This is a genomic window from Pontibacter sp. HSC-36F09 (assembly GCF_024171605.1).
In the GTDB taxonomy this organism is placed as follows: Bacteria; Bacteroidota; Bacteroidia; order Cytophagales; family Hymenobacteraceae; genus Pontibacter.
Map to the genome: position 1 here is coordinate 792,503 of NZ_JALKAA010000001.1, position 24,783 is coordinate 817,285.

General features: G+C 51.3%; 29 protein-coding genes and 1 tRNA gene. 16 read left to right on the top strand and 14 right to left on the bottom strand.

Translation table 11 applies throughout. From position 1 onward, the window contains the following. Positions 1-53: 53 nt before the first annotated feature. The 4 genes from L1278_RS03650 to L1278_RS03665 all read left to right on the top strand — a co-directional run bounded on the left by L1278_RS03650 (position 54) and on the right by L1278_RS03665 (position 1,903). On the top strand, positions 54-911 hold the full coding sequence (locus L1278_RS03650; RefSeq protein WP_253401105.1) for a 3-hydroxyacyl-CoA dehydrogenase NAD-binding domain-containing protein: 858 nt from the start codon (positions 54-56) through the stop codon (positions 909-911). 19 nt (positions 912-930) lie between these two features. Further along, positions 931-1,320 (top strand): hypothetical protein, encoded by a 390-nt coding sequence (locus L1278_RS03655; RefSeq protein ID WP_253401106.1) that lies wholly within the window; start codon positions 931-933, stop codon positions 1,318-1,320. Between the two features lie 136 nt (positions 1,321-1,456). Next, a tRNA-Asn gene (locus L1278_RS03660) sits at positions 1,457-1,530 on the top strand. Positions 1,531-1,732: 202 nt separating this feature from the next. Next, positions 1,733-1,903, top strand: a complete 171-nt coding sequence (locus L1278_RS03665) for a hypothetical protein (RefSeq protein ID WP_165820516.1) — start codon at positions 1,733-1,735, stop codon at positions 1,901-1,903. Between the two features lie 68 nt (positions 1,904-1,971). On the opposite strand, the gene L1278_RS03670 is transcribed toward L1278_RS03665, so the two are convergent. The 4 genes from L1278_RS03670 to L1278_RS03685 form a co-directional block, all read right to left on the bottom strand. Further along, on the bottom strand, positions 1,972-2,586 hold the full coding sequence (locus L1278_RS03670) for a sterol desaturase family protein (protein ID WP_253401107.1): 615 nt from the start codon (positions 2,584-2,586) through the stop codon (positions 1,972-1,974). Positions 2,587-2,693: 107 nt separating this feature from the next. Next, positions 2,694-3,215, bottom strand: coding sequence for a shikimate kinase (locus L1278_RS03675; RefSeq protein ID WP_253401108.1), 522 nt, complete (start codon positions 3,213-3,215; stop codon positions 2,694-2,696). 15 nt (positions 3,216-3,230) lie between these two features. Beyond that, positions 3,231-4,322 (bottom strand): BT_3928 family protein, encoded by a 1,092-nt coding sequence (locus tag L1278_RS03680; protein WP_253401109.1) that lies wholly within the window; start codon positions 4,320-4,322, stop codon positions 3,231-3,233. A 190-nt stretch (positions 4,323-4,512) separates the two neighbouring features. Further along, complete coding sequence (locus L1278_RS03685; RefSeq protein WP_253401110.1) at positions 4,513-5,067, bottom strand: DUF1599 domain-containing protein; 555 nt, start codon at positions 5,065-5,067, stop codon at positions 4,513-4,515. 42 nt (positions 5,068-5,109) lie between these two features. Between L1278_RS03685 and folP the strand changes: the two genes are divergently transcribed. The 3 genes from folP to L1278_RS03700 all read left to right on the top strand — a co-directional run bounded on the left by folP (position 5,110) and on the right by L1278_RS03700 (position 7,444). Then, positions 5,110-5,967: a dihydropteroate synthase gene (folP, locus tag L1278_RS03690; protein ID WP_253401945.1), complete on the top strand. Its 858-nt coding sequence runs from the start codon at positions 5,110-5,112 to the stop codon at positions 5,965-5,967. Next, positions 5,964-6,812 (top strand): diadenylate cyclase CdaA, encoded by an 849-nt coding sequence (gene cdaA, locus L1278_RS03695; protein WP_253401111.1) that lies wholly within the window; start codon positions 5,964-5,966, stop codon positions 6,810-6,812. The genes folP and cdaA overlap by 4 nt, the downstream gene beginning before the upstream one ends. Positions 6,813-7,102: 290 nt before the next feature. Continuing rightward, positions 7,103-7,444 carry a hypothetical protein gene (locus tag L1278_RS03700; RefSeq protein ID WP_253401112.1) on the top strand — a complete coding sequence of 114 codons (342 nt, stop codon included), beginning with the start codon at positions 7,103-7,105 and terminating at the stop codon, positions 7,442-7,444. Positions 7,445-7,524: 80 nt separating this feature from the next. On the opposite strand, the gene L1278_RS03705 is transcribed toward L1278_RS03700, so the two are convergent. From L1278_RS03705 to L1278_RS03725, 5 genes are all read right to left on the bottom strand, one after another. Next, complete coding sequence (locus tag L1278_RS03705) at positions 7,525-7,737, bottom strand: PLDc N-terminal domain-containing protein (RefSeq protein ID WP_253401113.1); 213 nt, start codon at positions 7,735-7,737, stop codon at positions 7,525-7,527. Positions 7,738-7,764: 27 nt separating this feature from the next. After that, positions 7,765-8,295, bottom strand: coding sequence for a hypothetical protein (locus L1278_RS03710; protein WP_253401114.1), 531 nt, complete (start codon positions 8,293-8,295; stop codon positions 7,765-7,767). 6 nt (positions 8,296-8,301) lie between these two features. Beyond that, complete coding sequence (locus L1278_RS03715; RefSeq protein WP_253401115.1) at positions 8,302-8,592, bottom strand: hypothetical protein; 291 nt, start codon at positions 8,590-8,592, stop codon at positions 8,302-8,304. A 104-nt stretch (positions 8,593-8,696) separates the two neighbouring features. Then, positions 8,697-9,893: a glycine C-acetyltransferase gene (gene kbl / locus L1278_RS03720; RefSeq protein WP_253401116.1), complete on the bottom strand. Its 1,197-nt coding sequence runs from the start codon at positions 9,891-9,893 to the stop codon at positions 8,697-8,699. Positions 9,894-9,958: 65 nt separating this feature from the next. Beyond that, positions 9,959-11,359: a hypothetical protein gene (locus L1278_RS03725; RefSeq protein WP_253401117.1), complete on the bottom strand. Its 1,401-nt coding sequence runs from the start codon at positions 11,357-11,359 to the stop codon at positions 9,959-9,961. A gap of 375 nt (positions 11,360-11,734) precedes the next feature. On the opposite strand from L1278_RS03725, the gene L1278_RS03730 reads away from it, so the two are divergent. From L1278_RS03730 to L1278_RS03740, 3 genes are all read left to right on the top strand, one after another. Continuing rightward, positions 11,735-12,712 (top strand): NAD-dependent epimerase/dehydratase family protein, encoded by a 978-nt coding sequence (locus L1278_RS03730; protein WP_220626319.1) that lies wholly within the window; start codon positions 11,735-11,737, stop codon positions 12,710-12,712. A gap of 385 nt (positions 12,713-13,097) precedes the next feature. Continuing rightward, positions 13,098-13,436: a co-chaperone YbbN gene (locus L1278_RS03735; RefSeq protein WP_220626318.1), complete on the top strand. Its 339-nt coding sequence runs from the start codon at positions 13,098-13,100 to the stop codon at positions 13,434-13,436. A 75-nt stretch (positions 13,437-13,511) separates the two neighbouring features. Beyond that, a complete protein-coding gene (locus tag L1278_RS03740) occupies positions 13,512-14,966 on the top strand; it encodes a DUF4403 family protein (protein ID WP_253401118.1) in 1,455 nt (484 codons plus the stop codon). Positions 14,967-15,097: 131 nt separating this feature from the next. On the opposite strand, the gene L1278_RS03745 is transcribed toward L1278_RS03740, so the two are convergent. Beyond that, the gene (locus L1278_RS03745) at positions 15,098-15,886 is read right to left on the bottom strand and encodes a hypothetical protein (RefSeq protein ID WP_253401119.1); all 789 of its coding nucleotides are present in this window, start codon (positions 15,884-15,886) and stop codon (positions 15,098-15,100) included. A 73-nt stretch (positions 15,887-15,959) separates the two neighbouring features. Between L1278_RS03745 and L1278_RS03750 the strand changes: the two genes are divergently transcribed. Next, positions 15,960-16,949, top strand: a complete 990-nt coding sequence (locus tag L1278_RS03750) for a YihY/virulence factor BrkB family protein (protein WP_253401120.1) — start codon at positions 15,960-15,962, stop codon at positions 16,947-16,949. Positions 16,950-17,024: 75 nt separating this feature from the next. On the opposite strand, the gene rlmN is transcribed toward L1278_RS03750, so the two are convergent. Next, positions 17,025-18,098 (bottom strand): 23S rRNA (adenine(2503)-C(2))-methyltransferase RlmN, encoded by a 1,074-nt coding sequence (rlmN, locus tag L1278_RS03755; protein WP_253401121.1) that lies wholly within the window; start codon positions 18,096-18,098, stop codon positions 17,025-17,027. Positions 18,099-18,119: 21 nt separating this feature from the next. Next, positions 18,120-18,548 (bottom strand): thioesterase family protein, encoded by a 429-nt coding sequence (locus L1278_RS03760; protein ID WP_253401122.1) that lies wholly within the window; start codon positions 18,546-18,548, stop codon positions 18,120-18,122. Between the two features lie 307 nt (positions 18,549-18,855). Between L1278_RS03760 and mnmD the strand changes: the two genes are divergently transcribed. From mnmD to L1278_RS03780, 4 genes are all read left to right on the top strand, one after another. Continuing rightward, positions 18,856-19,533 carry a tRNA (5-methylaminomethyl-2-thiouridine)(34)-methyltransferase MnmD gene (gene mnmD, locus L1278_RS03765; protein WP_253401123.1) on the top strand — a complete coding sequence of 226 codons (678 nt, stop codon included), beginning with the start codon at positions 18,856-18,858 and terminating at the stop codon, positions 19,531-19,533. A gap of 66 nt (positions 19,534-19,599) precedes the next feature. Continuing rightward, positions 19,600-20,139, top strand: a complete 540-nt coding sequence (locus tag L1278_RS03770; RefSeq protein WP_253401124.1) for a glutathione peroxidase — start codon at positions 19,600-19,602, stop codon at positions 20,137-20,139. Positions 20,140-20,409: 270 nt separating this feature from the next. After that, positions 20,410-20,727, top strand: a complete 318-nt coding sequence (locus tag L1278_RS03775) for a hypothetical protein (protein ID WP_253401125.1) — start codon at positions 20,410-20,412, stop codon at positions 20,725-20,727. Positions 20,728-20,912: 185 nt separating this feature from the next. Continuing rightward, complete coding sequence (locus tag L1278_RS03780; RefSeq protein ID WP_253401126.1) at positions 20,913-22,001, top strand: endonuclease/exonuclease/phosphatase family protein; 1,089 nt, start codon at positions 20,913-20,915, stop codon at positions 21,999-22,001. Here L1278_RS03780 and L1278_RS03785 read toward each other — a convergent pair. Together L1278_RS03785 and bshC are read right to left on the bottom strand one after the other, a co-directional pair. Further along, the gene (locus L1278_RS03785; protein WP_253401127.1) at positions 21,998-22,579 is read right to left on the bottom strand and encodes a 5-formyltetrahydrofolate cyclo-ligase; all 582 of its coding nucleotides are present in this window, start codon (positions 22,577-22,579) and stop codon (positions 21,998-22,000) included. The genes L1278_RS03780 and L1278_RS03785 overlap by 4 nt on opposite strands. Then, on the bottom strand, positions 22,579-24,141 hold the full coding sequence (bshC, locus tag L1278_RS03790; RefSeq protein WP_253401128.1) for a bacillithiol biosynthesis cysteine-adding enzyme BshC: 1,563 nt from the start codon (positions 24,139-24,141) through the stop codon (positions 22,579-22,581). Before bshC ends, L1278_RS03785 begins: the two co-directional genes overlap by 1 nt. A 260-nt stretch (positions 24,142-24,401) precedes the next feature. On the opposite strand from bshC, the gene L1278_RS03795 reads away from it, so the two are divergent. Further along, entirely contained in the window at positions 24,402-24,782 is a 381-nt protein-coding gene (locus L1278_RS03795; protein WP_256488421.1) for a PH domain-containing protein, read from the top strand. Position 24,783: the final 1 nt, after the last annotated feature.

Sequence of the window (24,783 nt, forward strand, 5' to 3'; positions counted from 1 at the left end):
AACAGCTTAACTTTATAACAATTTAACTATTCAACCATTTAAAAATTCAACACATGAACTTCGAGGACATCAAAACCATAGGTATAGTGGGTGCCGGCACCATGGGGCAGGGCATTGCGCAAATCTGTGCGCAGGCCGGGTATAAGACCATCCTGTTCGACATCAATGCGCAGGTGCTCAAAAAAGCTGAAGCCACGACCGTGATGAACCTCGACAAAGGTATAGAGCGCGGCAAACTGACCGAAGCTCAGAAAAAAGCTGCCTTGGCAAATCTTACCTATACCGGCGATACGCTGCAACTGAACTGCAACGTTATCATAGAAGCCGTGGTAGAGCGCCTCGAAGTGAAGCAAAGCATTTTCAAGGACCTGGATGCGGTCAACACACCGGACACCATCTTCGCCTCCAATACCTCCTCTATACCTATCACGCGCATTGCGGCAGGTATACCGCATCCGGAGCGCGTAGTAGGCATGCACTTCTTCAATCCAGCCCATATCATGAAGCTGGTGGAGGTGATCTCCGGAGCGGCCACTTCACCGGAAGTAGCTGAAACCATCCGGCAACTAGCACTGAAACTGGACAAAAAACCGGTGATGGCAAAAGACGCCCCAGGCTTTATCGTGAACCGGGTGGCACGCCACTTCTACGTGGAAGGATTGAAGCTGCTCGAAGAAGGCGTGACCGACGCCAAAGGTATAGATCGCCTCATGCAGGCCAGCGGCTTTAAGATGGGGCCCTTCGAACTGATGGACCTGATCGGCGTAGACACCAATTTCTCTGTTACCTCCTCCATGTTTGAGGCTTTCCATTATGACCCGAAATTCAGACCGAGCCGCATACAGCAGCAGAAAGTGGACGCTGGCCACCACGGCCGCAAGTCTGGCAAAGGCTTTTACGATTATCAGTAGGTTTTTCTGCCTGCTGGCAATGCTGCTGGTCTCCTGCGGCAGCGACAACCAGGGCCCTGGTATACCCAATGTGCCGGTGAGCGAACAGATCAACGTGAACAGCCAACTGTACACACGCCTGCGGCAGGACGGTGGCTACGTATACCTGAATTCCGGCTACAAAGGCATTATCGTGATCCGACAGAACGCAAACCTATACCTGGCTTTCGAGCGGGCCTGCCCTTACGACCCTACTGCCAGCGCACCTTGCGGACAGGTGGAGGCAGACCAATCCAACCTGTTTATGGTAGACGCTTGCTGCGGTTCGCAGTTCAATTTTCAGGGGGGTGTGATGGCGGGCCCCGCTGTGTACGGCCTCCGGCAATACCGAACTGCGTTGAATGGCTCCCTGCTCTCCATTTTCAATTAAAATTTTCAGATTGATTCCCAGAAATTTACGCTTCCAGAGAAGATTTTTTTAGGACAGGACTTGCATAATCTCAAAAAGAGCCGTAATATTGCATCATAATTCAACGGTATCACTGCCCGCGAAATAACCGAAACACTCTTCCTTAGCTCAGTCGGTTAGAGCATCTGACTGTTAATCAGAGGGTCCCTGGTTCGAGCCCAGGAGGGAGAGCGAAAAGCCACTCAATCGAGTGGCTTTTTTGTTTTATGACTTTCGCTTTAAGTACCCACTACAGCTTGCCCCTGCTTAAAAGCCAACCTTTTCCCCAAAAAGTAAGTATCTGAATATATATGACGATTTCGTCATATTAATAGCGGCCTCGCACTTGATAAGAGTGTATAGTGCTGTGCTATAACCTTAACTAACTAAGACCATGAAGAATATAAGAGCATACTTATCCGTACTATTCGTCCTGATGGCAGTTACGCTGAGCAGCTGCGAATTAATAGGAGACATCTTCGAGGCAGGTATGTGGACCGCCCTCATCATCATCGTCCTGATCGTGGCCCTGGTGGGCTGGCTGTTCAGCCGTTTCAGACGATAAGCGCTTAATACCTAACAAAAGAAAAGGGAGCCAAATGGCTCCCTTTTTGATTTATCTATACCTGGAAATTACTTGGCATTTGTGCGTTTCGGCATAGTGCCCAGTATGTAGTCCCAGAGGGGAGACGATACGCCGTAGGCCACGTTCGGATCTTTGTAGTGGTGAATGCTGTGGTGGATCCAGAGTTGCTTCAGGAAGTTTTTAGGCGGCGCATAGGCGTGCACGGCGTAGTGCACAAACAGGTATAGCGCATAGCCAAACAGCATTCCGGCCACTACGCCAAACACAAACTGCCCGAAGATCAGCTTAAACACAAAGAAAAAGAACGAAGCGATGAACAAACTCACGATTGGCGGCATGGCCAGGCGCTCTTTGTCCTTCGGGTACTCGTGGTGATTGCCATGAAAAGTATACTGGATGCGTTCCTTCATCGGCGTGTCTGTGTCCATGTGGAACACAAAACGGTGCGCGCAGTACTCTATTAGCGAGAAGATAAGCCAGCCCATCAGAAAGAAGCTGATCGCCTCCAGCACATTGATGAAGCTGTAGGTGATCCCATAGTAGATCAGCCCGATGGCAAAAACAATGAAGATGGTAATAGGCAGTGCGATGTGTGTACGGGTCAGTCTTTCCAGCACAGGGTTCTGGAATATCTGGGCTTGTCCTTTGTGATTGGGTTTCATAGTCAGGTTTTGCTAAAAACGGATTTTAACTGCAAAATTAGTCAAATATTAGGTATACCGTATGTATTTATCCGCTGCAATACATAAGCGGTAACGCGGAGTTTTTATTATGGTTTAACTAACGATTCTAATCGTTCAATGTTATACCTTTTTCCCGATACCGTATACCTGGCCTGTTTGTAGAATACGCGTCGTGCAGCTAATGTTTTGACTATGAAATCCTTCAGCTCCACTTCATTTTTTTGAGCCAGCAAGGGACGCTGACGTAGATCTGTCGCAAGTAGGCGTTGGGTGAGTTCCTCAGCCGGCACATCTATAAAAACACTTATGCCGTGCTGGTTGATAAAATTCATGTTGTCGAAGAAGCAGGGGGTGCCGCCGCCTGTGGCAACAACAACCAGTTCAAATTCACGCAACACTGCCTCTAGCGCCTGCCGTTCCTTTTGCCGGAATAACTCCTGTCCTCCTGCCTCAAACAGTTGCGCAATGCTACTGCCTTCCCGTTGCTCGATGTACTCGTCGAGGTCCACGAAGGTATAGCCGAGCCGCCCGGCCAGCTCACGTCCTAGCGTGGTCTTGCCGGCACCCATCATGCCGATCAGGAAAATGCGCTGCGTGTTCAAAGCCAAGGTAAAGCGTTTCGCTTACAGTAAACTCACCAGTTCCGACACTTCGGGCGTATCGTTGTGGTGCCATAAGCCTTTCACGGTGCCGTCCTCCAGCAGCATAGTGCCGGGGTTGGAGCGCATCATGGTCTTGAGCACGGTGCCGTCGCCGAAATAGTAAGGGGCAGCCAAACCAACCTCGTGGCGGAAAGCCTCAAACTCCTGTCGGCCAGACGAGGTGATGATCACCGGTGTTATACCTTGCTGTTCGGCTTCCTGCACCAGCTTGCTTATCTTATCGATGTCGCTTCGGTTGGCTTTCTCTACACTATGCACGATCACCAACAGCTTTTTACCGCTCAGGATCTCCTGCGTGAAGTCGCCCTGATCGTTCCATACGTTGAAGTCCGTGATCTTCGGACCGTCCTCCGGATTCACGGCAACCATCTCCTTAAAGGTATAGGCATCGTCCATCGGGTAGTCCTCAAACTCCTGCTCCTGTCCGTCTTTCACCATCACATACTTGTAGCGCAGTGGTGCCGAGGGCTTCATCAGGGCCGGAATGTTGTTGCCTATTTTATAAGCGCGGAAGTCGACATAAGGCAGGTGCTCATAAGCATACCAACCAATGCTTACCGAGATCAAGGCGGTGAGTGCTGTTACAGTCGCTCCTACTTTAGGCTGCACCAGCGGCTGCAGGTAGCGCTTATTAAGAAGCAGCCAGACGATCATCACCAGCAGCACGATGTCTTTGGTGAACGACTCCCAGGGCGTGAGTTTAATGGCATCGCCGAAGCAGCCGCAGTCGGTTACTTTGTTGAAGTAAGCTGAGAAAAAGGTCAGGAAGGTAAAGAACACGATCATGGCCAGCAGCAGCCACAGCACTTCTTTCAGTTTCCAGCGGATAAGCAGCGCCACGCCCAGCACAATTTCGGCCGCACTCAGGAAGATGGACAGAAACAGCGCCGCCGGCACCAGCGACAAAAACACCGGTGAAAAATCATGGGCGAATACCTCAAAGTACTCCTCCAGTTTGATGGCCGTACCTACCGGGTCGTTGATCTTGATCATGCCCGAGAAGATGAAGAGAACTCCTACAAAGAGCCAGAAAAACTTAGTGATGTGTCGCATTTTGAGTTGGAGATTTTAAGAGTTTGGGAGTTTAGGAAATCACAACGCTGGATTACCTACGCCTCCTAATATCTTCTATTTTAGAGTTTTGTCATTTCGAACACCAGTGAGAAATCTGAAGCGATCAAGCTTTATGTACTTTCAGATCTCTCCTACCGTCGAGATGTCATGCTTGTACCAGATTTATACCTTACTGCACCTTCTCCGCAAAGCCCGACTTGATCAGTGCAAACACGGCGTAGTTGATCATGTCGCGGTAGTTGGCCTCCACGCCTTCCGAGATCAGGGTATGGCCCTCGTTGTCTTCGATCTGCTTGGTGCGGTAGAGCTTCATCAGGATGATATCCGTAATAGAACTCACACGCATGTCGCGCCAGGCCTCGCCGTAGTCATGGTTTTTGGCGTTGAGCAGTTTGATGTTCTCCTCGATTTGCTCGGTATACCTGCGCTCCACCTCCTCAGCCGAAAGCGTCAGTTCGTCGCTCTCCTGCAGGCCAAGCTGCATCAGGGCGATCACGCAGTAGTTGATGATGCCCACAAACTCGTCGCGTATGTCGTCCTCCACCATTTGCCTGCCCTTCTCCTGAATGGAGCGGATGCGTTGTGCCTTGATAAAAATCTGGTCGGTGATGGAGGGCAGGCGCAGCACGCGCCAGGCGGTGCCGTAGTCTTTGGTCTTTTTGACAAAGGTGTCTTTGCAGCGGTTTACTACCTGATTATATTCCTGGAGTGTTTGACTAATCAACTTTTTAGCTTTAATTTTAAACGATTGACAGATACGCCAACATTGGAATCGAAAGATAAGTTTTTTCGAAGGAAAAGCACACTTAACTGCCGCGGAAAAATCCTTTCGCTGGACACGCCGCTCGTGATGGGCATTCTCAACGTCACGCCCGATTCCTTCTTTGCCGGTAGCCGCCTTCACTCCCTCGACGATGTGTTACACCGCACCGAAGCCATGCTGCGCGACGGCGCTGACATCCTCGACCTCGGAGGTTATTCTTCCCGGCCGGGAGCTGCGGAGGTATCCGTAGACGAAGAACTGGACCGCGTTATACCTGCCGTGGAGGCGATTATGCAGCGCTTCCCGGAGGCCGTTATCTCAGTAGACACCTTCCGTGCCGCAGTGGCCGAGGCGAGTATACAAGCGGGCGCTTCCATCATCAACGATATTGCGGGCGGCAACCTCGACGAGGCCATGTTCGAAACCGTGGCGCGACTGCAGGTACCGTATATCCTCATGCATATGCGCGGCACACCGCAGACCATGAACAGCCTGACGGACTACAACGACCTGGTGCTGGAGGTGATTGATGAGTTGCAGGCTAAAGTGGCGCAGCTGAAAAACCTGGGTGTGAACGACATCATCCTGGACCCGGGTTTCGGTTTTGCCAAGACCATGGACCAGAACTTTGAGTTAATGCGCCGCCTTGAGGAACTTCGCATACTGGAGCTGCCGTTACTAGTGGGAGTATCCCGCAAGTCCATGACCTACAAGTACCTCGGCATCGACCAATACGAAGCACTGGCCGGCACAATAGTACTCAACACCATCGCGTTAACAAAGGGCGCTGACATTTTGCGGGTGCACGACGTAAAAGAAACTAAACAGACTATCCAACTATACACGAAAGTAGCGCATTGATTCCTTTATTTACACTGGGTTTTTTGGAGATTGAGTTGCTGGATGTGCTTGACATCCTGCTCGTCACGGTATTGCTCTACCAACTCTACAAGCTCCTGACCGGTAGCGTAGCCCTCAAAATTTTCCTGGGGCTACTCTCCGTATACCTGCTATACCTGGTGGTAAGGGCGGCCGGCATGGAGCTGCTCAGCATTATCCTCGGCCAATTTATGGGCGTAGGTGTACTGGCAGCCATCATCGTTTTCCAGCCTGAGATCCGGCGCTTCCTTTTGCTGATCGGCAAGACCACTGCCTTTAATAACGACCGCCTGTTCCGTGGTTTCCCATGGCGCCGCGATCAAGTCGAGAAACTCAGCCTCACTCCTTTTATTGAAGCCGCTAAATCGCTGGCCGCTAAAAACACAGGTGCGTTGATCGTTTTTGCCAAGAGTTCTGAACTGAAATATTACGCTGAGTCCGGTGACCTCATCGATGCCGTAATATCGAAGCGGTTGCTGATGTCGATCTTCAATAAGACGAGTCCGCTGCACGACGGTGCCGTGATCATTTCGGGCAATCGCATCAAAGCGGCCCGCTGCATTTTGCCCGTAACTGAAAACAACGATATACCTGCTTCAATGGGTCTGCGCCACCGCGCCGCCATCGGCCTGAGCGAGGTGACGGACAGTGTGGTGCTGGTGGTATCTGAAGAGACAGGCCAGATCGCACTCGTGCGCAATGCCGAGGTATACCGCAACCTCTCCTCTGCTGACCTGCGCGTGAAGCTCAACCAGTTCCTGTTCGATACAGACCAGAGACCGGTCGCTGCTCCGGCCCCTGCCGAAAAGCCGGTGAGCGCGGCATAAGGTATAAGCTAACAGCAAAGCCAGCCTCTCGGGGCTGGCTTTTTTATTTGCCGGAGCAATGGCTTCCTGGTAGCTATACTTGCTTTTAGGCAACACTTCATTGAGGGCTCAGACCACAATGTGTAGAAGTTGTTCCCCACCTTTCTACGCGCTTCCACAATCTGGACAAAACACCAATTGCAATTAACTGTCTAGCAATCAGAGGATTGATTCGAAAACAAACTTGTGGCACGGTTATGCCAATAGGGCTATCCGAAATCAAATGTTAATCAGAACTAAACTAACACAATATGAAAAAAGTAACTTTTTTAGCAGCCGCCATCGCCCTTCTTGGATTTACATCAATCGATGCAAACGCACAAGCTACCCAGGCTGCTGAGCAAGCCCAGACGCAAACTCAGAACGACAATAAAGAGAAAGTTACCAAAGATCAGCTTCCAGCCCCTGTAAAGGCGGTGTTGGATCACGAAACTTATAAAGAGTGGACTGTAGGCGACATCTACAAAGTGAAGCCAGCTGAAGGTGCTGCCGACGCGAAAGTTGTTTACGAAATCAACCTGACCAACAAAGAAGGTCAGTCTGGCACGATCACTCTTGACGAACAAGGCAAAGACGCTTCTAAAGAAGACTAGCCTCAGCGCATTTACGATAATACTTAGAACTAACTATGGAAAGGGCCTCCGCTTAGCGGAGGCTTTTTTGCGTTTATACCTTAAGCCCTTCTTTTCCAGAATACCCAATAGGCCAGCAACCCAAACACGGGCACCACCCACAGCACCACCATCCAGAGCAGGCGCTCCGTCAGGGAATAATCTGTTTTGAAGATCAGGTGCAACAGCGAAAATACCACCAGTAAGTAGTGGGCCACCACCAGCAGCACGATGGAGCCGAAGAAAGGATCGTTTTGGATAAAGCAGAAGAGCATAGGATTAGCTTGTGAATGAAAAGATTCTTAGAGTTTACCGCTTAAAAGCCTTGAATATTCTCTCGCTTCGGTAGGTAGTACGTTTTCGGGATCTATTGAATCATCTTCAAAGCGATTGTGACCAGTTGTTTCGTAGTGCAGCAGTTTTCCGTTGACGAAGTAATAGCGGCCATCAAAGGTCTTCTCTGTTTTGTCCAGGTTAAATGAACCTTTCTCTGTGTCATACACAAAGTTGTTGAACTGTTCATGTACGAAAATCAGCCTATCATCCTGGAAATAGTAATCTTTGGTTTCGAAGCCGTTTGAAAGCCCTACCCACAAACTAATTTTTCTGATAGAGCCTCCTTCATACAGACCTTTTAATTCACCTCCTCCATCCGGTTGATTCTCCAAAAAGGCTTCAGCATCCAGTGTAACTTCTGTTAGGTAATCGGCCGCATCAATAATAGAGACTTCCTTTAATATCTCATCAATTTGCCGCTCCTTTTTTGATTGGCCGCAGGCTGTAGCGGCTACTGAGAGTAATAAGAGCAGGCTAATAATAAATTGGGATCTCATCGGGAACTACCCAAAAATAATCTGACTGACAAACCAGGCCAGATAGGCTAGTGCCGGGGCACAAAGCAGCAGTATCATTCCCAGGTTCACCCGCACCCACTGTGGGTTGAGCATCATACTCAGGTAGGCCTCCGCTGAAAGTAGGATTGAGAAGTAAAAGGTGATTTGAAGCAGCGTACCCGTCAGGTTAACTTCTCCTCGCATGTCGGCTGTAGCGTAGGCCAGAAACGAAATAACCAGCCAGGCCAGCACCGTGCCGAGCAGCAACTGTCCAGCCTTTATTTTGACGTTGTTCATAGGTATAGCGGGTATAGATGAAAACCGTACCTGACAAGGTAATAAAAAAACAGCCGCTCCCCCAATGGAAGCGGCTGTTTCTATACCTCGATAGTTTTGCAATTCTACTTGATCACACCCAGCTCGCGACCTACTTCTATGAAGGCGACGATACACTTGTCGATGTGTACGCGGTCGTGCACGGCAGAAAGTTGCACCCGGATACGGGCCTGTCCTTTTGGAACCACTGGGTAGTAGAAGCCGATCACATAAATGCCTTTGTCGAGCATGCGGGCGGCAAACTCCTGCGCCAGCGGCGCATCGTAGAGCATCACCGGCACAATCGGGTGATCGCCGGGCTTGATGTCGAAACCAGCGGCTGTGATCTGCTCACGGAAATACTTTGTGTTCCATTCCAGCTTATCGCGCAGCTCGGTAGTAGAGCGCAGCATGTCGAGCACGGCAATGGAGGCGCCCACGATAGACGGAGCCAGTGAGTTGGAGAACAGGTATGGACGTGAGCGCTGACGCAGCATGTCGATAATCTCTTTTTTGCCGGACGTGAAACCACCCATGGCGCCGCCCAGGGCTTTGCCCAGCGTGCCCGTGATGATGTCTACTTTGTCCATCACGTTGTGGTACTCGTGCACGCCACGGCCGGTCTTGCCCATAAAGCCAGTCGCGTGCGAATCGTCCACCAAAATCAGGGCCTTATACTTGTCAGCCAACTCTACGATCTTGTCGAGTTGCGCCACAGTGCCGTCCATGGAGAAGGCGCCGTCGGTTACGATGACGCGGTGCTTGGTTCCGGCATTCGTCGCTTCCTGAAGCTTGGCTTCCAGGTCTTCCATGTTGTTGTGCTCATAGCGGAAACGCTGCGCCTTACACAGACGGATACCGTCGATGATGGAAGCGTGATTCAAAGCATCCGAAATAATAGCGGACTCTGCATCAAACAAAGGCTCGAACACACCACCGTTGGCATCGAAAGCTGCTGCGTACAGGATCGTGTCTTCCGTGCCCAGAAACTCCGACAGCTTGCGCTCCAGTTCTTTGTGGATGTCCTGGGTGCCGCAGATAAAGCGCACGGAGCTCATGCCATACCCGTGCGTGTCGATGGCGTGCTTGGCTGCCTCGATCACTTTCGGGTGAGCCGACAGACCAAGGTAGTTGTTAGCACAGAAGTTGAGCACGTGCTGCATCTGCGTGGTATCGATATCGGCTCCCTGCGGCGTGGTGATAATACGCTCCTGCTTATACAAACCAGCTTCCTTGATCTCGGCAAGCTGTTTTTCCAAATCTGGTTTTAAGGTTTCGTACATGGGTTATCTTCGTTTAGCGGTTACTTATTTTATGTTGATCGGTCAGGTATAGCACCTGTCGTTTGTTATTCTTCTGTTTTGGGCGGAGGCCGACGCATGATGGGACGGGGCCGTGGTGGTTTCGGTTTTTCCGGTTGAGGCTCAGGTATAGGGGGCTCTTCAGTAGTTGCTGCCTCCGGATTAGCCATTGTCGGTGAACTCCCCTCCTGCTGGTCTTCTGCTTTCGGCTTTGCCTCTGGTGCAGCTGCTGCGGGTGGTGCCGGACGCTTGATGATCGGACGCGGACGAGGCGGCTTGGCTGGTGGCGCAGCATTTAATTCAGTTTCAGGCGTATTCCCAAGAGGCGTTTCTCCACCCAGCTCCGCTTCTGCAACTGGTGCTGCAGGCGCGGCTTCTGTTGCAGATGCTTTCACTGATGATCCTTCTTCCGAAGATACGTTTGTAGTAGCGTCAGGTATAGCAACGTCACCCGATTCAGGTTTTGCCTCTTCCGGTTTCGCTTCCGAAGCTGCTGGTTTGGCCAAAGCAGCCGGTCGCTTGAAAACAGGACGTGGCCTTGGCGGTTTTGGTAGGTCTTCAGTGGCGTACTGCGCTGGACTTTCTATACCTGTTGGCGCTGCTTCCGTCGCAGTTGGCTGGTCTTCTATACCTGGAGTCGCCTGCTGTTCCTCCGTGGGTTTCTGCAGAGCCGCTGGCCTCTTGATCACCGGCCTTGGACGCGGCGGCTTTGGTGCTTCTGCAGCTGCTTCGCTTGCTGGTGCTATACCTTCGGCTGGCTGTTCCGTCGCAGGTTGCTCCTCGCCTTGCGGTGGCTTTTGCAGCGCGGCTGGTCGCTTGATCACAGGCCGCGGGCGGGCTGGTTTAGCAGGTTCAGCTGCTGCTTCTGTGGTCGCGGTCGGCTCAGGTATAGCATTGGCATTCTGCTCCTGACTGGCTTCCTGTTCTTCTGGTTTTGCCAGGGCAGTCGGGCGTTTAATTACTGGTCTGGCGCGTGGCACTGCAGGTTTGGCGGCTTCTTCGGTTGGTTTAGCTGCTGTGATTTCCTCTCCTTCTACTGGTGGTTTCAAAGCGGCTGGTCGGCGCACCACGGGTCTTGGTTTAGGCGCTGTGGCAGGTATAAGCGGCTTTACCTCAGTTGTTTCCTGTGGAACATCGCTTGCCGCAGGTATAGTGACCGGCGCTTCAGGTATAGCTGCTGGAGACACTGCTTCCGCTCTGCCGGCAGGAGCTGCAGCGCGTCGGGCGGCTGGTCGTGGAGCGGCTGTGGTGGCTGGTCTCGGCACATCTTCTTCGCGAAGATGGTAGCGCAGGCGCACGTTGTTGAGCACCATTTTCACGGCCACATAAAAGCTATTGGGGTGCATTTGCGCATACATGCTTTCCCAGACCTGGTACCGGGCCGGGTCTTCTGCCGCAAAGGCATCCCTGTTTATCCGCTTTTTTATAAGGTACTCTTCAAACGTCATAGTGCGCTGACCATGTGCTATACCTGCAAAGGTACGGAAACAGGCCTGAATCGTGTTTTATATTCGTCCAATCGGCCTTTTATACTATCTAAATCGGCCTTTTGCTCAACAAATATAAGAAAATCGCTCTCCTGAAACAGGATGGCATTATTTCTATTTTACCATTGCGTTACTTAATCGTTAAATCGGCTTGCAGCTATGTCAGGACCCGATCAGCCGCTATACCTTTGGCCTGTGGTGAAAGCATTTAATTAATGAGCTTGAAGCGCTTGCCTTTGGCAGGCGTTTTCTATTTCAGAGCCCCTGGGATTCTTACGCTTATACTTTCAGGATTGCCCTGAAATCGGTTACTTTGTGCAAATAATTTATCTGACTATGGCAAACACAAGTGACACGGTATTGGTGATTGGTGCCTGCGGACAACTTGGCTCTGAACTCACCCTCGAGCTCCGCAACATGTATGGCGGGTCTAATGTAGTGGCAGCCGACATTGCGGCTCCCAAGCAAGCTGACCTCCGCGACTCAGGCCCATTTGAGAAAGTGGATGTGCTGGACACAAACGTATTGGCCGAACTGGCCTCCAAATATAAATTCAAGCAGATTTACCACCTGGCAGCAGTGCTGTCGGCCACCGGCGAGAAGAATCCAAAGTTCGCCTGGAAACTGAACATGGAAGGCCTGTTCAACGTGCTGGACCTGTCGCTGGAGCACAAGGTGCAGAAGGTATACTGGCCAAGTTCTATCGCCGTTTTCGGCCCGAACACGCCGCGCCAGAACACACCGCAGCATACCATCATGGACCCGAACACGGTATATGGCATCAGTAAACAAGCTGGTGAGCGTTGGTGCGAATATTACTTCCAGAAGTATGGGTTGGACGTGCGCAGCCTCCGCTACCCGGGCCTGATTGGCTACAAAGCCCTGCCAGGCGGCGGCACCACCGACTATGCTGTGGATATCTACCACAAAGCTCTGGAAGGCCAAACATACGAGTGCTTCCTCAGCGAAGACACGTACCTGCCGATGATGTACATGCCGGATGCGCTCAAGTCAACACTGGACCTGATGCATGCCCCGGCTGAGCAGGTAAAGATTCGTGACTCTTACAACCTGAGCGCGATGAGCTTCTCGCCAAAGGAAATCACCGAATCAATCCAAAAGTTTATACCTGACTTCAAGATTACCTATAAGCCCGACTACCGTCAGCAAATCGCCGACTCGTGGCCGCAAAGCATTGACGACAGCACCGCCCAACAAGACTGGGGTTGGAAACCGGCCTACGACCTGGACGCGATGACGGAGGATATGCTCCTGAACCTGAAGAAAATGAAGGAAGAGCAGACAGTGGCGTAGGTATAGTGTTTCAAAGCATAACCGAAGCGGGTGGTGCAAAAGCATCATCCGTTTTTTTTACTCACTAAACTATCTTATCATACCCGGACACTACCTGTAATAATTAGGCACAACATTTGCTTCAAACTATATAGTATTACAAGTATAAAAAGGAGTTGACGCGCCTATAGCCTTTGCTTTCCATTTGCCAATGAATGCCTCCGCCTTGGATTTGTATTTTAATAAAGATTAAAGATTAGCTACACTTGTATAATCAGCCGTCTGCATCTTGTTGGCGGCTGTTTTCTTATTCAGCAGTTAACCTATATTTTGCACAAAACGTCTATAAGTTACAGAAGTGCTGTCGCAGGGCCGCAGCAGGTATGCGACTACAAAATACGAGACCATGACTGTAACTGATATAAATGACGACAAGCTGCGCCAGCTGATATTTGAAAAAGAAAGAGTGATCGTGAAGTTCACGGACCCGGCTTGCCCGGTGTGCAAAAAACTTTCCCCTTCTTTCCAGAAGCTTTCTACCGAACATCAATATAACAACATTACCTTCTCGCGCATGAGTGCCAGCGAAAACCCTGTGTCTAGTCAGGAGGTTAAGCTAACGGGTACGCCATTTTTTGCTTCCTACCTGAAAGGAACAATTCAGGAGTGCGGCATTGTTGACACCGAAGAAGGCATCCGCGCTATGCTGACCCGGCTCCTGCAACCTGCTGGTCAGGAATCCTGATTTGCTATACCTTGCATAGGTATAGCGCAGGTGCAAAAGCCGTAAATTGCGCCATTATTTAGAAGGTTATACCGCGTGCTCCGACTCACGACTCTACAGCTGGTTTTTATTTTATTCGTATTAGGCAGCCTGCTCACTTTTCAGGCCTGCTCCAGTACTGCCCGCCTTGATGCTATTGCCCCACCGGCTACCGTGGCGCATGCGCCCGTCTACCAGCCGAAGCTCTCTTCCATCAGCATACCTGTTTCCATTCCGCTGTCTGCCATCGAAGACAAACTCAACCAGGAAATACAGGGCACGCTTTACAAAGATGATAACCTGGACGACGACGACTTGATGGTGACGGTGCTCAAAAAGGGCCGCATGACCATCCGGGCTGAGAAGGATAAACTCTACTTTAGTGTGCCGCTGCAGGTATACGCCAAAGGCCGCTGGAACTGGAATCCCTGCAAGGCTTGCCCTTCGTTCAGCAAAACCGAGTCTACTTCTTTTGATATGGTCGTGCAAACTGAAAGCCGCTTCGGCCTGACCGACGATTATAAAGTGAACACGAGCACGAGCAGCAATTTTGAGTGGGGTAACACCAAGCCTTTCATTCATTTGGGTCCGCTCAAGATCGGACTTTCGCGCTTTATAGAGCCTGCCATGAAGCAGCAGATGAACACGATCGCCCGTCAGCTAGATAAGGAAATACAAGGCCGCCTGAACCTGCGCCAGTACGTGGCCGATACCTGGGTGCAAATGCAGCAGCCCGTGAAGCTGGACAACAACCTGAATGCCTGGCTCACCGTGAGTCCGCAGGAAGTGCGAATGGCGCCCTTATATGCTGAGAATGGTAGTCTGCACACCCGCCTCGGCATCAGCTCATTTATACGGGTGAGTACCGACGGCAAACCACAGACACAAGTAAACAAGAACCTGCCCCGCCTTATCATCGACAGTCGCCTGAACGACGACATACAGATCGGGCTGACCGCGACCGTGCCCTATACCCATGCCAGCAGCTTACTACAGCAACAAGTGGCCAACCAAACCTATACCTTCGACGACGGTAAAAGTCAGCTTACCGTGAAAGACGCCGCCATCACCCCGAGCGGTGAGCAGCTGATCCTGATGCTGGATGTGGATGGGAAAACCAAAGCAGGCCTCTTCACCAAAAAGTTGGTCGGCAAGCTATACCTACGCGGCACGCCCTACTACGATCCACAGACCGCCTCCATCAAACTTCGCGACGCGGATTACGACTTCGACACCAAAGACATGCTGCTGAACACGGCCAACTGGCTCGTTAAAAACAAATTCAAGGAGATGATCCAGAGTCAGGTGAACATACCGGTGCAGAGCCAGCTGACCGATGTGCGAAATATGCTGCAGAAGACGCTGAACCAGTCAGGTCGCCTGCACGAAGCCGTGCTGTTGCGTGGTGCCGTCAGCGAGCTGGCACTTGAAAACATCTACCTGAGCCCGACAGGTATACAGGCCGTTGTGAATGCACGCGGTACCCTCACGGCCACCATTGATAAGCTCTAACTCTGGATGCAGGACTTAAGACAGAAGTCTTTTTAAAAACGGGAAGGGCTGCCAGGTATGGCAGCCCTTCCCGTTTCTTCTCTTCTATACCGGGCCGGCATAAAATGATTCGGTGTCTTGTATCCCAGCAACTAAAGTTTCTCGATTGGCGTGGGGCTGTTGAAAACGCTATCTGGCACCTCGGCTGGAGCCGCTATGTTGGTCAGCTTGAATTCACCTTGGGAGTTGCTGCGGTCGGAGGCCAGTTTTATACTTCCGTAGTCTTTGTAATCGCTCCAGCGCCGGGTAAAAGAGGGCTCGGCATCCTCTGCGCTTCGGAAGAAGGCCCACTGCGTTACCAGTCCCTGCTCCTTATCCACCCATAGTTTATACTTGTTTTGCGGCGTGAGGCCCACTTGGGCAAAGGTCATCTCCAGCACATCGGCCGGGGCCCCCTCCAGGGTTTGCTCCTCGCCCACATACCGGAGCGTTACGCCCTCGTCCTGCAGCTTAAAGGGCATCACGAGCCAATAGGAGTTGTTTATCCAGAGGGCATAGGCGCGCTCCAGCAGCTTCTGTTTCTCCTCCGAGTTCTGCAGCTCCTGGCCCTCTACGTATACTTTGCCGTCCTTGGTGTCTGTGTTAATAATGGCCACGAGGCTGTCTTGCTCCCAACGGAAGCGGTTCTGGTGTTTGTCCCATACCTGGTACTGGTTGTTGAAGGTCCAGGCAAGGTAGCGGGTGTCGTTCCAGCCTTTCTCCCCGCCCATGTTTTCCATCACCTCCCGGGCTATACTTTTGGCTTTATCGTCAGGGCTTTGGGCGCAGCCGGACAGCAGCAGGAACAGCAACAGCGGTTGGAGGAGGTTTCGTAGCGACATCGGGCTATACTTTACGTTCGCTCCCGTGTACGGATTTATACCCGCGCAAGATGCCGCCATTGATAAGCTCTAGTTGCCAACCTAACATTTATCGCTGCCGTATCAAAAAGCTATCCTGATACTGACAAGCGATATGACCAAATCCATAACCAGCATTATATTCCCTCTCACAAAGAACACCTTCAACGGGTTTCTGGACAATGGCTCCCTGATGCTCGCAGCGGCACTGGCCTTCAACGCTATTTTCTCTATACCTCCGTTGTTGGTCATCATCATACAGGCAGCCGGATTCTTTTTTGGCGAGCAAGCTGTTTCCGGTGAGCTTTCAACACAGATCTCCACCGCTATCGGCCCAAGCGCAGCCGAATCCATCGAAAGTATTGTGCAGAATGCAGCTTTGAGCGAAGGAGGTGGTATAGCGTTTTGGATAGGTATAGGTACGTTGATTTTTGCTTCTACTACTTTTTTTGCCACGCTGCAGGAGTCGCTGAACCGGGTATGGAACGTGAAGCCAAAGCCAACAAACGGGATCGTGAAGATGCTGAAAGTGCGCATGTTCTCTTTTGGCATCGTGCTGAGCATTGCCCTGCTGATGTTAGTGTCGCTTCTGCTGAGTGCGGTCATCTCCATCCTGAGCGATTACCTCCGGGCCATTTTCGACAACTACCTGACGTTTATATCGCCTGATGTGCTCTACTTCCTTATCAAAGCGATGGATTTCATCCTGTCGGTTGGTATCATCACGGCCCTGTTCTCACTTATTTTCAAGTACCTGCCTGATGCCTTTATCAAATGGAAAGATGTGTGGGTGGGCGCTTTGATCACGGCGCTACTGTTCACGATCGGCAAATTCCTGATCAGCTGGTTTATCAGTACCAGCGATCCGGGTTCGGCCTACGGAGCGGCAGGCTCCATCATCGTGATTCTGGTGTGGATCTATTACTCGTCGCTCATTGTACTGTTCGGGGCGGAGTTCACCCAGCAGTACGCTGCAGAGTTTGGCCAGGAGATCCGTCCGAAGGCCCATGCGGTGCTGTTCAGGGAGCAGGAAATCACCGATAACCCGCACGACATCTCCAGTGGCAGACCGAGGCCGGAAGGCAGGTTCAACAAGGCCAGCTAATCGCAAGCCCAGGTATAGCAAAGGGCCCCTGCTACAGGTATAGCAGGGGCCCTTTGTTTCAGGTATAGCTTACGCTTAAGCGGGTTGTTTCTCTTTCACGGCGAGCTGTCCGCAGGCGGCGTCGATATCCTTGCCACGGCTGCGGCGCACGTTCACCTGCACGCCACGGTCGGCGAGGTAATAGATAAAATTCTGCCAACGGTCTTCGTCGGTATTTTTAAAGTCAGCGTTCTCAATCGGGTTATACTCGATCAGGTTGATCTTGCAGGGGATCACTTTCGAGAAACGGTACAGTTCTTCAGCATCCTGCAGGGTATCGTTGAAGTTCTGGAACACAATGTACTCATAAGTCACTTTACGACCCGTCACCTCATGGAAGTGCTTCAGGGCATCCGTCAGCGCCTCTAGTGAGTTCGTTTCATTGATCGGCATGATCTGGTTGCGCTTCTCGTCGTTGGCGGCGTGCAGCGACAGGGCCAGGTTGGCTTTCACACCATCGTCAGCCATCTTCTTGATCATCTTGGCTATACCTGCTGTGCTCACCGTAATGCGGCGTGCGGCCATACCTAAGCCATCGTGTGCCGTGATACGCTCAATGCTCTTCATCACGTTGGCATAGTTCAGCATCGGCTCACCCATACCCATGTACACGATGTTGGAAAGCGGCTGACCATACTGCTCCAGACTTTGCTGGTTGATGCGCACTACCTGGTCATAAATCTCGGCGGCATCGAGGTTACGCACGCGGTCCATGTAGCCGGTGGCGCAGAACTTGCAGGTAAGCGAGCAACCCACCTGGCTACTCACGCAGGCGGTTTTGCGCTCTTCGTGAGGTATGAGCACACCTTCCACAATGTTGTTGTCGTGCAGTTTGAAAGCAGACTTGATGGTGCCGTCGTTGCTGATCTGCTTGGTGGCTACCTGCACCGCGTTGATGGCAAAGTGCTGGTCCAGCTTTTCGCGCAGGGCCAGGCTCACGTTGTTCATCTCGTCAAACGACTGCGCTGAGTGCTTCCAGATCCACTCATAGACCTGCTTGGCACGGAACGCTTTCTCGCCCTGCTCCACGAGCCAGGCCTTCAGGTCGTCCAGGGACAGCTTACGAATGTCTTTTTTATTTAAAACGGGGATGTCTGCAATCAAATTCATACCACAAAATTACAAAAATACTCAGGCTTTAGTTTCAATCCGGGCTTTTACTTCGTCGGGCAGTGCCATTAATTTTCGTTCCTGGTAGTTGAAGCACAGCATACCGGTCTTGGCGCGGGCTACTTCCTTGCCATTTTGGTTCAGCACGTGGTACGTAATATCGAAGCCATACCTGTGCACATCGTCGAAAGCCAGCCGCAGCGTGAGCACATCGCCGTAGAATCCTTCGCCCTTGTACTCGATGGCGACATCGGCCATAATCAGGCTGGCCCCGCCCAGGTCGAGCTCGGTATAGCCGAAATGTTGGAGCAACTGCAAACGGGCTTCGTGCAGGATGGAGAGCAGCGCATCGTTACCCAAATGGGCGCCGTAATTCAGGTCTGTGATGCGGACAGGTATAGAAGCCTCGAAAGAGACATGGTCAGGTATAGCTACTTTGATGCGGGGCATGGGGTGAATTGTTAAATGGTTAAATTGTTGAATAGTTGGTTGTGTACGATTGGGCAGGTCGCGACCTGTCCCTACGGTAACTAAAACGCTCTTGAAAAAGAATGTCCTAATTAACTGCGTATAAGTAGAGTTAGAGTTAGAAAAGTAGTGAGTTAGGAAATCAAGCCGCGGAACAGTATAGCACGTTCATCATCCCTCCATAGTCATTCCTAATTATTCATTCCTTATTCCTCACTATTCATTAATCATTATTCATTCCTCATTATTCTCCAACCATTGCTTACATTTGTAAAGTAAACAAATAATCATGCATCTCGAAATCAGGCAGACCAAAGACGGCTCCAACACCCTGTATGTGCCCGAACTGAACGAGCACTACCACTCGGTGCATGGCGCTTTGCAGGAGTCGCAGCATGTCTTCATTAAGCACGGACTGGAGCATGTGCTTAATCTCCGTAAAGACATCAAAATACTGGAGGTAGGATTTGGCACCGGCCTCAACGCCATCCTCACCTACCCTTTTGCATTGGCTCAAAAAGCCTTCATCCAATACGATACCCTGGAGAAGTTTCCGCTGACCATGGACGTAGTAGAGCAACTGCAGTTTGATAAAGTGATCCTCAACCCGGAACTGCACGATGCGTTTCTGGAGTTGCACAAAGCCCCCTGGAACGAGCCGGTCGATGTGATCCCCTATTTTACTTTACAAAAGATCCACGAAACACTCGAGGAGTTCGTGCCGCCACGCGCTTACTACGACCTGATCTACTTCGACGCCTTTGCCCCCGAGAAGCAGCCCGAGCTGTGGTCTGACGAGATGTTTGCCAAGCTGTTTCAGGCTACCCGCCCTGGTGGTGTACTGGTTACCTACTGTGCGAAGGGCTCGTTTAAGCGCAGCCTCAAAGCAGCCGGCTACGAAGTAGAGGCCCTGCCGGGCCCTCCGGGCAAGCGTGAAATGACCCGCGGCCTCCGATCAGTCGAGTAAAACTTTTTCTCTCGTTTTCGGTTGAGGTATAATATACCTGAAGTAGAAAACATACCCAAACGAACGATGCACAATCAAAATAATAATAGTCCATTTTATGATCTTTCGGCCACATCATTGCAGGGCAAGGAAGTGGACATGGATGACTTAAAGGGAAAAGTCGTGCTGGTAGTGAACACGGCCAGCCACTGCGGTTTCACGCCTCAGTACGAAGGCCTGGAAAACCTCTATAAAAAATACAAGGACGATGGATTGGTGATACTTGGCTTCCCTTGTAACCAGTTTGGCAACCAGGAGCCGGGCGGCAAAGAAGAAATAGAGCAGGGCTGCCTGATCAATTATGGCGTTAGTTTCCCGATGATGGAGAAAGTGGACGTAAATGGCCCCAATGCCCATCCGGTATTTCAGTATCTGAAGTCGGAACTGGGTGGTCTGCTGGGCAGCCGGGTGAAATGGAACTTCACTAAATTCCTGATCGATGCCAACGGAAAGCCGGTAAAACGCTATGCTCCGATCACCAAACCCGAGAAAATAACACCGGATATAGAGCGCCTGCTGCAGAAAACCCAGGTGACACCAGACAGAGTAGAACAAGCTAACAAATAGTATATCAGCAAGTTGCAAATCTCAACTCAGGGACTGATTATATGGTCGAACAGGTATAGCAGGCTTAGTCTATACCTTCGTTTTATACCAAGCTGCTTAATCTTAGCCCCTAACAGCCATGTTTCATCTTAACAAAGTATAAAACAGCCACTTACAATTCCACTCGTCTGATTTTTTTTCGGGCTCTGCTACAAAAATTGTTTTATTTCTGGAATTAAGTCTTATTTTGCATTGTCTTAAAGCATTGAAAGCAAATCAACAGGAAGCAAAATGAAGAAATTATTACAGAAAGTGGTGAAGCCTTTGGTAACCCCATTCAAGGCGAAGTACGAAGTAGTGTGCACGACTTACCAGGTAATCCCTGGCCTGCCCGTTAACAAGAACGAGTCAAGACACCAGTTTGAGCGCGGCGCAGTTTTGGAGGCCCGTGAATTTTACAGCAAAGTGGTAACCTCAGACATGACCCGCACCATGGCACCTGTTGAAGTGCAGCTGCGCAAAATTTACCTCGGCGGCAAAACAATTGAGCAGGCTGAATTCGGCCCTGTCGCCCAGCTCCGCCAGGCGGTGAATGGCAAGAAGAAATAAACGCTATCGGCGTCCCTTACTCAAAGCCCCGTTGCAGACCTGCAGCGGGGCTTTTTGTTGCCAGTCCGGTGCCATCTGGCTAACTCTCTCTAACATCTGTGTGGAGCTTGCGTAATACTGCAAACCAACTATATAGGAAAATCATCCTCCCACCCCAGACCCTGCCAAACGCACCCCGAAAGACCATGAAAAACGCTGCAGTCATTGCGCTGAGAACTGTGGCTACCATACTCATCATAGCGACCTTTGTGCCGCTACTGCCTTTTAAGGACTGGTATATCCGCATCTTTGATTTTCCAAGAGCCCAGCTATTTGTCATGGCCGCCCTGATACTGCTCTTTTTCCTGGGTATGCGTCTGTGGCGCTTCGGCTTAGACAAAATCTTACTGATGGGGCTGGTCGTCTCTCTTGCCTATGAGGCAGTGAATATTTATCCCTATACCTCCCTCTCCCCTGTAGAGGTGAAACCGGCGCCTGCCGATGCCCCCGAGAATGGACAATTGAGTATCCTAGTCGCCAATGTGTACCAGTATAATGTGGAGCACCAGTTGCTTGTTAACCTGATAAAGGAACGTAACCCCGATCTGCTGCTCACACTGGAGACGGATAGCATTTGGCAGGAAGCCCTGCGCCCCGCCACCGACGCTTTCCCGGAGCGTGTCACCATCCCCCTGTCGAACACCTACGGCATGCACCTGTACAGCAAGCTGCCCCTTCGCCAGACACGCATCCGGCATTTGCTCGACAAGGAAATTCCTTCTATTGAAACTTATGTGCAACTGCGAAACGGCGTATGGGTGGAACTGCATGCCGTTCATCCCAAACCGCCCGTTCCTACAGAAGATGATGACTCCAAAAAGCGTGATGCGGAGATTGTACTGGTCGGCAAAGAAGTGAAGCGCTCTGACTACCCCGTGATTGTGGCCGGGGATTTCAACGATGTGGCCTGGTCGAATACCACCCTCTTGTTTCAGGAAGTGAGCGGCCTGCTGGACCCGCGCATAGGCCGTGGTTTTTACAACACCTTCCACGCCAGGTATAAGCTGCTGCGATGGCCCCTAGATCATGTCTTTCACTCTGACCACTTCAAGCTGGTGAAACTGGAACGCCTGCCGGACATCAACTCCGATCACTTCCCGATGATGGCTACTCTAAGTTTTGAGCCTGAGAACAAATATGAGCAGAAAAAGCCGCAGCCCGATGAGGACACGGCAGAAGAAGCCACTAAGACCATAGAAGAGGGCAAAGTGGAGGCGCAGGAAGAAGATGATTAAGGTATAGCCTCCGGCCAGACGCCTTCGGGCGTAATAGCATAATCGAGTGGCACGTCGTACACGTTGGGGTCTGCAATGCGCTCTACAGGCGGCTCCAGCGAAAGCCCCACCTTGACCACATCGGGCCGGCAGTCGGCCAGGAAACGGTCGTAAAAGCCCTTGCCGTACCCTACCCGGTGGCCTTGCTTATCAAAAGCCAGCAAAGGAAGCAGCACCAGGTCCACCTCATTGGCATGTATGATCTGCGCGTCTTGCGGCTCCGGTATACCCCAGGCGTTTTCCACCAGCACGGATGCTTCGGTGAGGTGATGATGGGTGAGCACGTTTTGTGCAGCATCAGTTACGGGCACCACCACCCGCACATCGGGGTGCTCCAGCCGCAGCCGCTCAATAATGGCCCAGGTATTTACTTCGTTATTTTTGATGATGGGCAAAAACACGTGCACCGTCTGCCCCGCTTTTAGCGCAAAGTGCTGGAAAAACAAATCGGCAATGCGCTGACTGCGCACGGCCACCTCGTCGGCTGAAAGTGCCCGGCGGCGTTGCAGCATGGTCTTTCGCAGCTCGGCTTTGTGCATTATTCTTCCTCCAGTATCGTGAATTTAAACTCCAGCGGGTCAAAGGCCTCTACCAGCGCAGGTATAAAGTTTGGGTGGTTAGTCTGGTACGAGAGTAAATTATCCTGACGTTCCTGCAGGCTGCCGTTCGGGAAGAGTTTGTCTTTCAGGTTCTCGAGCTGTTTAAAGGTTTGCTCGTGCTTGCTGTCGCGGGCTTTTGAAAGCTTCTTTTCGAGCATCTGCAGGGAGTTAATAACCTTCTGCTGTTCGGCCGCTACGGCTTTCACCAAAGTCGGGTCTATACCTGCGGCCAGTTCTTCTACCTGTTTAAAAGTCTGCGCTACAGCATCGCGCTGCGCCTCCAGGTTTATTTCCGCTTCGTGTAGCTGCGAAGAGAGTTTCTTTTTGAGTTCCTGATAATCCTGAAACAAGTCGAGTGGCTGCAGACCCAGTTTGTGCATACGGGTAGCGTTGGGTTTGCTGATATACAGGGCCGAATTGCGCAGCATGATAAGCGGGAAAGCTACCTGATGGGCCTCGAACACCTTGCCGAGTTGGAACCAGTACGCCACTTCGGCTCCACCGCCAATGTAGGCCAGGTTCGGCAGTACCATTTCTTCGTAGAGCGGGCGCAAAATCACGTTCGGACTAAAACGCTCCGGCTGCTGCTGCGCCTCCTGCAGTATTTCCTGCTGCGTAAAGCTGAGGTCGGTGTTAAGCACTTTATACCTGTCGCCTTCCTGCACAATACGTTCGCGCATACCGTCCTGCAAGTAAAACAGATTGATCTCGCGGGAGAACACCTGCGGCTTATACCCGAGTTGCTCCAGTTGTGCGTTCGTTTCCTCTACTAACTTATTCGACAGCTGCCCGGTCAGTTCTTTTTCCACTACTGGTAGCAGCGCCTTCTTCAGTTCTTTGTCGTCTCCGTCGATGCTCACCAGACCATACTCCCCGAACAGGGCATGGGTAATAGCGCGGGTCGCGTCTGCTAGGGTGTTGCTGTTACGGTAGGCTTCTTCAAAAACCGGGAAAGCTTCGGGCAGTTCCTCCAGCACTTTGTCCAGGCCAGTTGTAGCGAAGCGACCCACCGCACCCGTCTGTTCCGACTCCCAGGTATAGCGTTTGCCAAACAGATTGAAATGGTTGATTTCCGGGAAGTCGTGGTCTTCGGTGGCCATCCAGTAAACCGGCACAAAGTTGTAATCCGGGTACTTCTCCTTCAGCTGGCGACAGGTGTTGATGGCCGTTACAATCTTGTACACAAAGTAAAGCGGACCTGTGAAGATATTGAGCTGGTGGCCTGTAGTAACGGTATAGGTGTTGGGTTGCTGCAACAAGTCCAGGTTTTGCTGCACTGCGGGATGGATGTTGGCAACAGCACTATACTGCTCCTGCAGCGCCTGGTACAAGGTATGGCGCTGGGCCTCGGTGAATTCCTTCTCTTTGATCTGCTTGCCGAAAGCCTCCAGCGTCGGGAAGCGGTGATAGAACCCCTGCAGCTTTTCGCTTTGGGCAAGGTAATCGGCTATTGTCTGGGAGAAGGCGCCTGTAGTGGCATAGTCTACCTTCGTTATTTTCATTTCAGTTACTTCCATCTGCTTTGTCTTTTGGCCTGGCATGCAAGGCTATACCTGCACAGTATAACAAGGCGCCTTTGCCCGGGTTGCGCCACAAAGTTCGTTTTTTTATTCCTGATATACAGCTGTTACGACAGAAAACAGGTATAGGCGGACAGAATTGAAAGTATGTGCGTATACCTATTTGCCAAAATCAGCGTTTATGCTCTCAGACTATACCTGAATCGGCTTTTTCTCAAACACTCTTTTCTCCAGTCAACCATATGGGATTACTAAACGGATTGATGGGCCATGCTTCGGCGGTGCCTGTCGAGAAACTCACCAAAGAATTCCAGCCGATCCTGCTCGAGGACGAGCAGATCGAAAAGGCGTTCAAACTCATCCGCGACATGCTTGTGTTCACGAACAAGCGGCTGATCGTGGTGAACAAACAAGGTCTAACAGGTTCGAAGATCGAGTATCAGAGCGTACCCTACGCCAGCATCAAAATGTTCTCAAAAGAAAGCGCCGGTATGATGGACTTTGAAGCCGAGCTAAAGATCTGGCTGACAGGAGAGGCCACGCCCACTATTAAACAGGAATTCCGCAAAGGTGACAACGTGAACGACGCCTACAAGGTGCTGAGCAAATACGTGCTCAAATAAG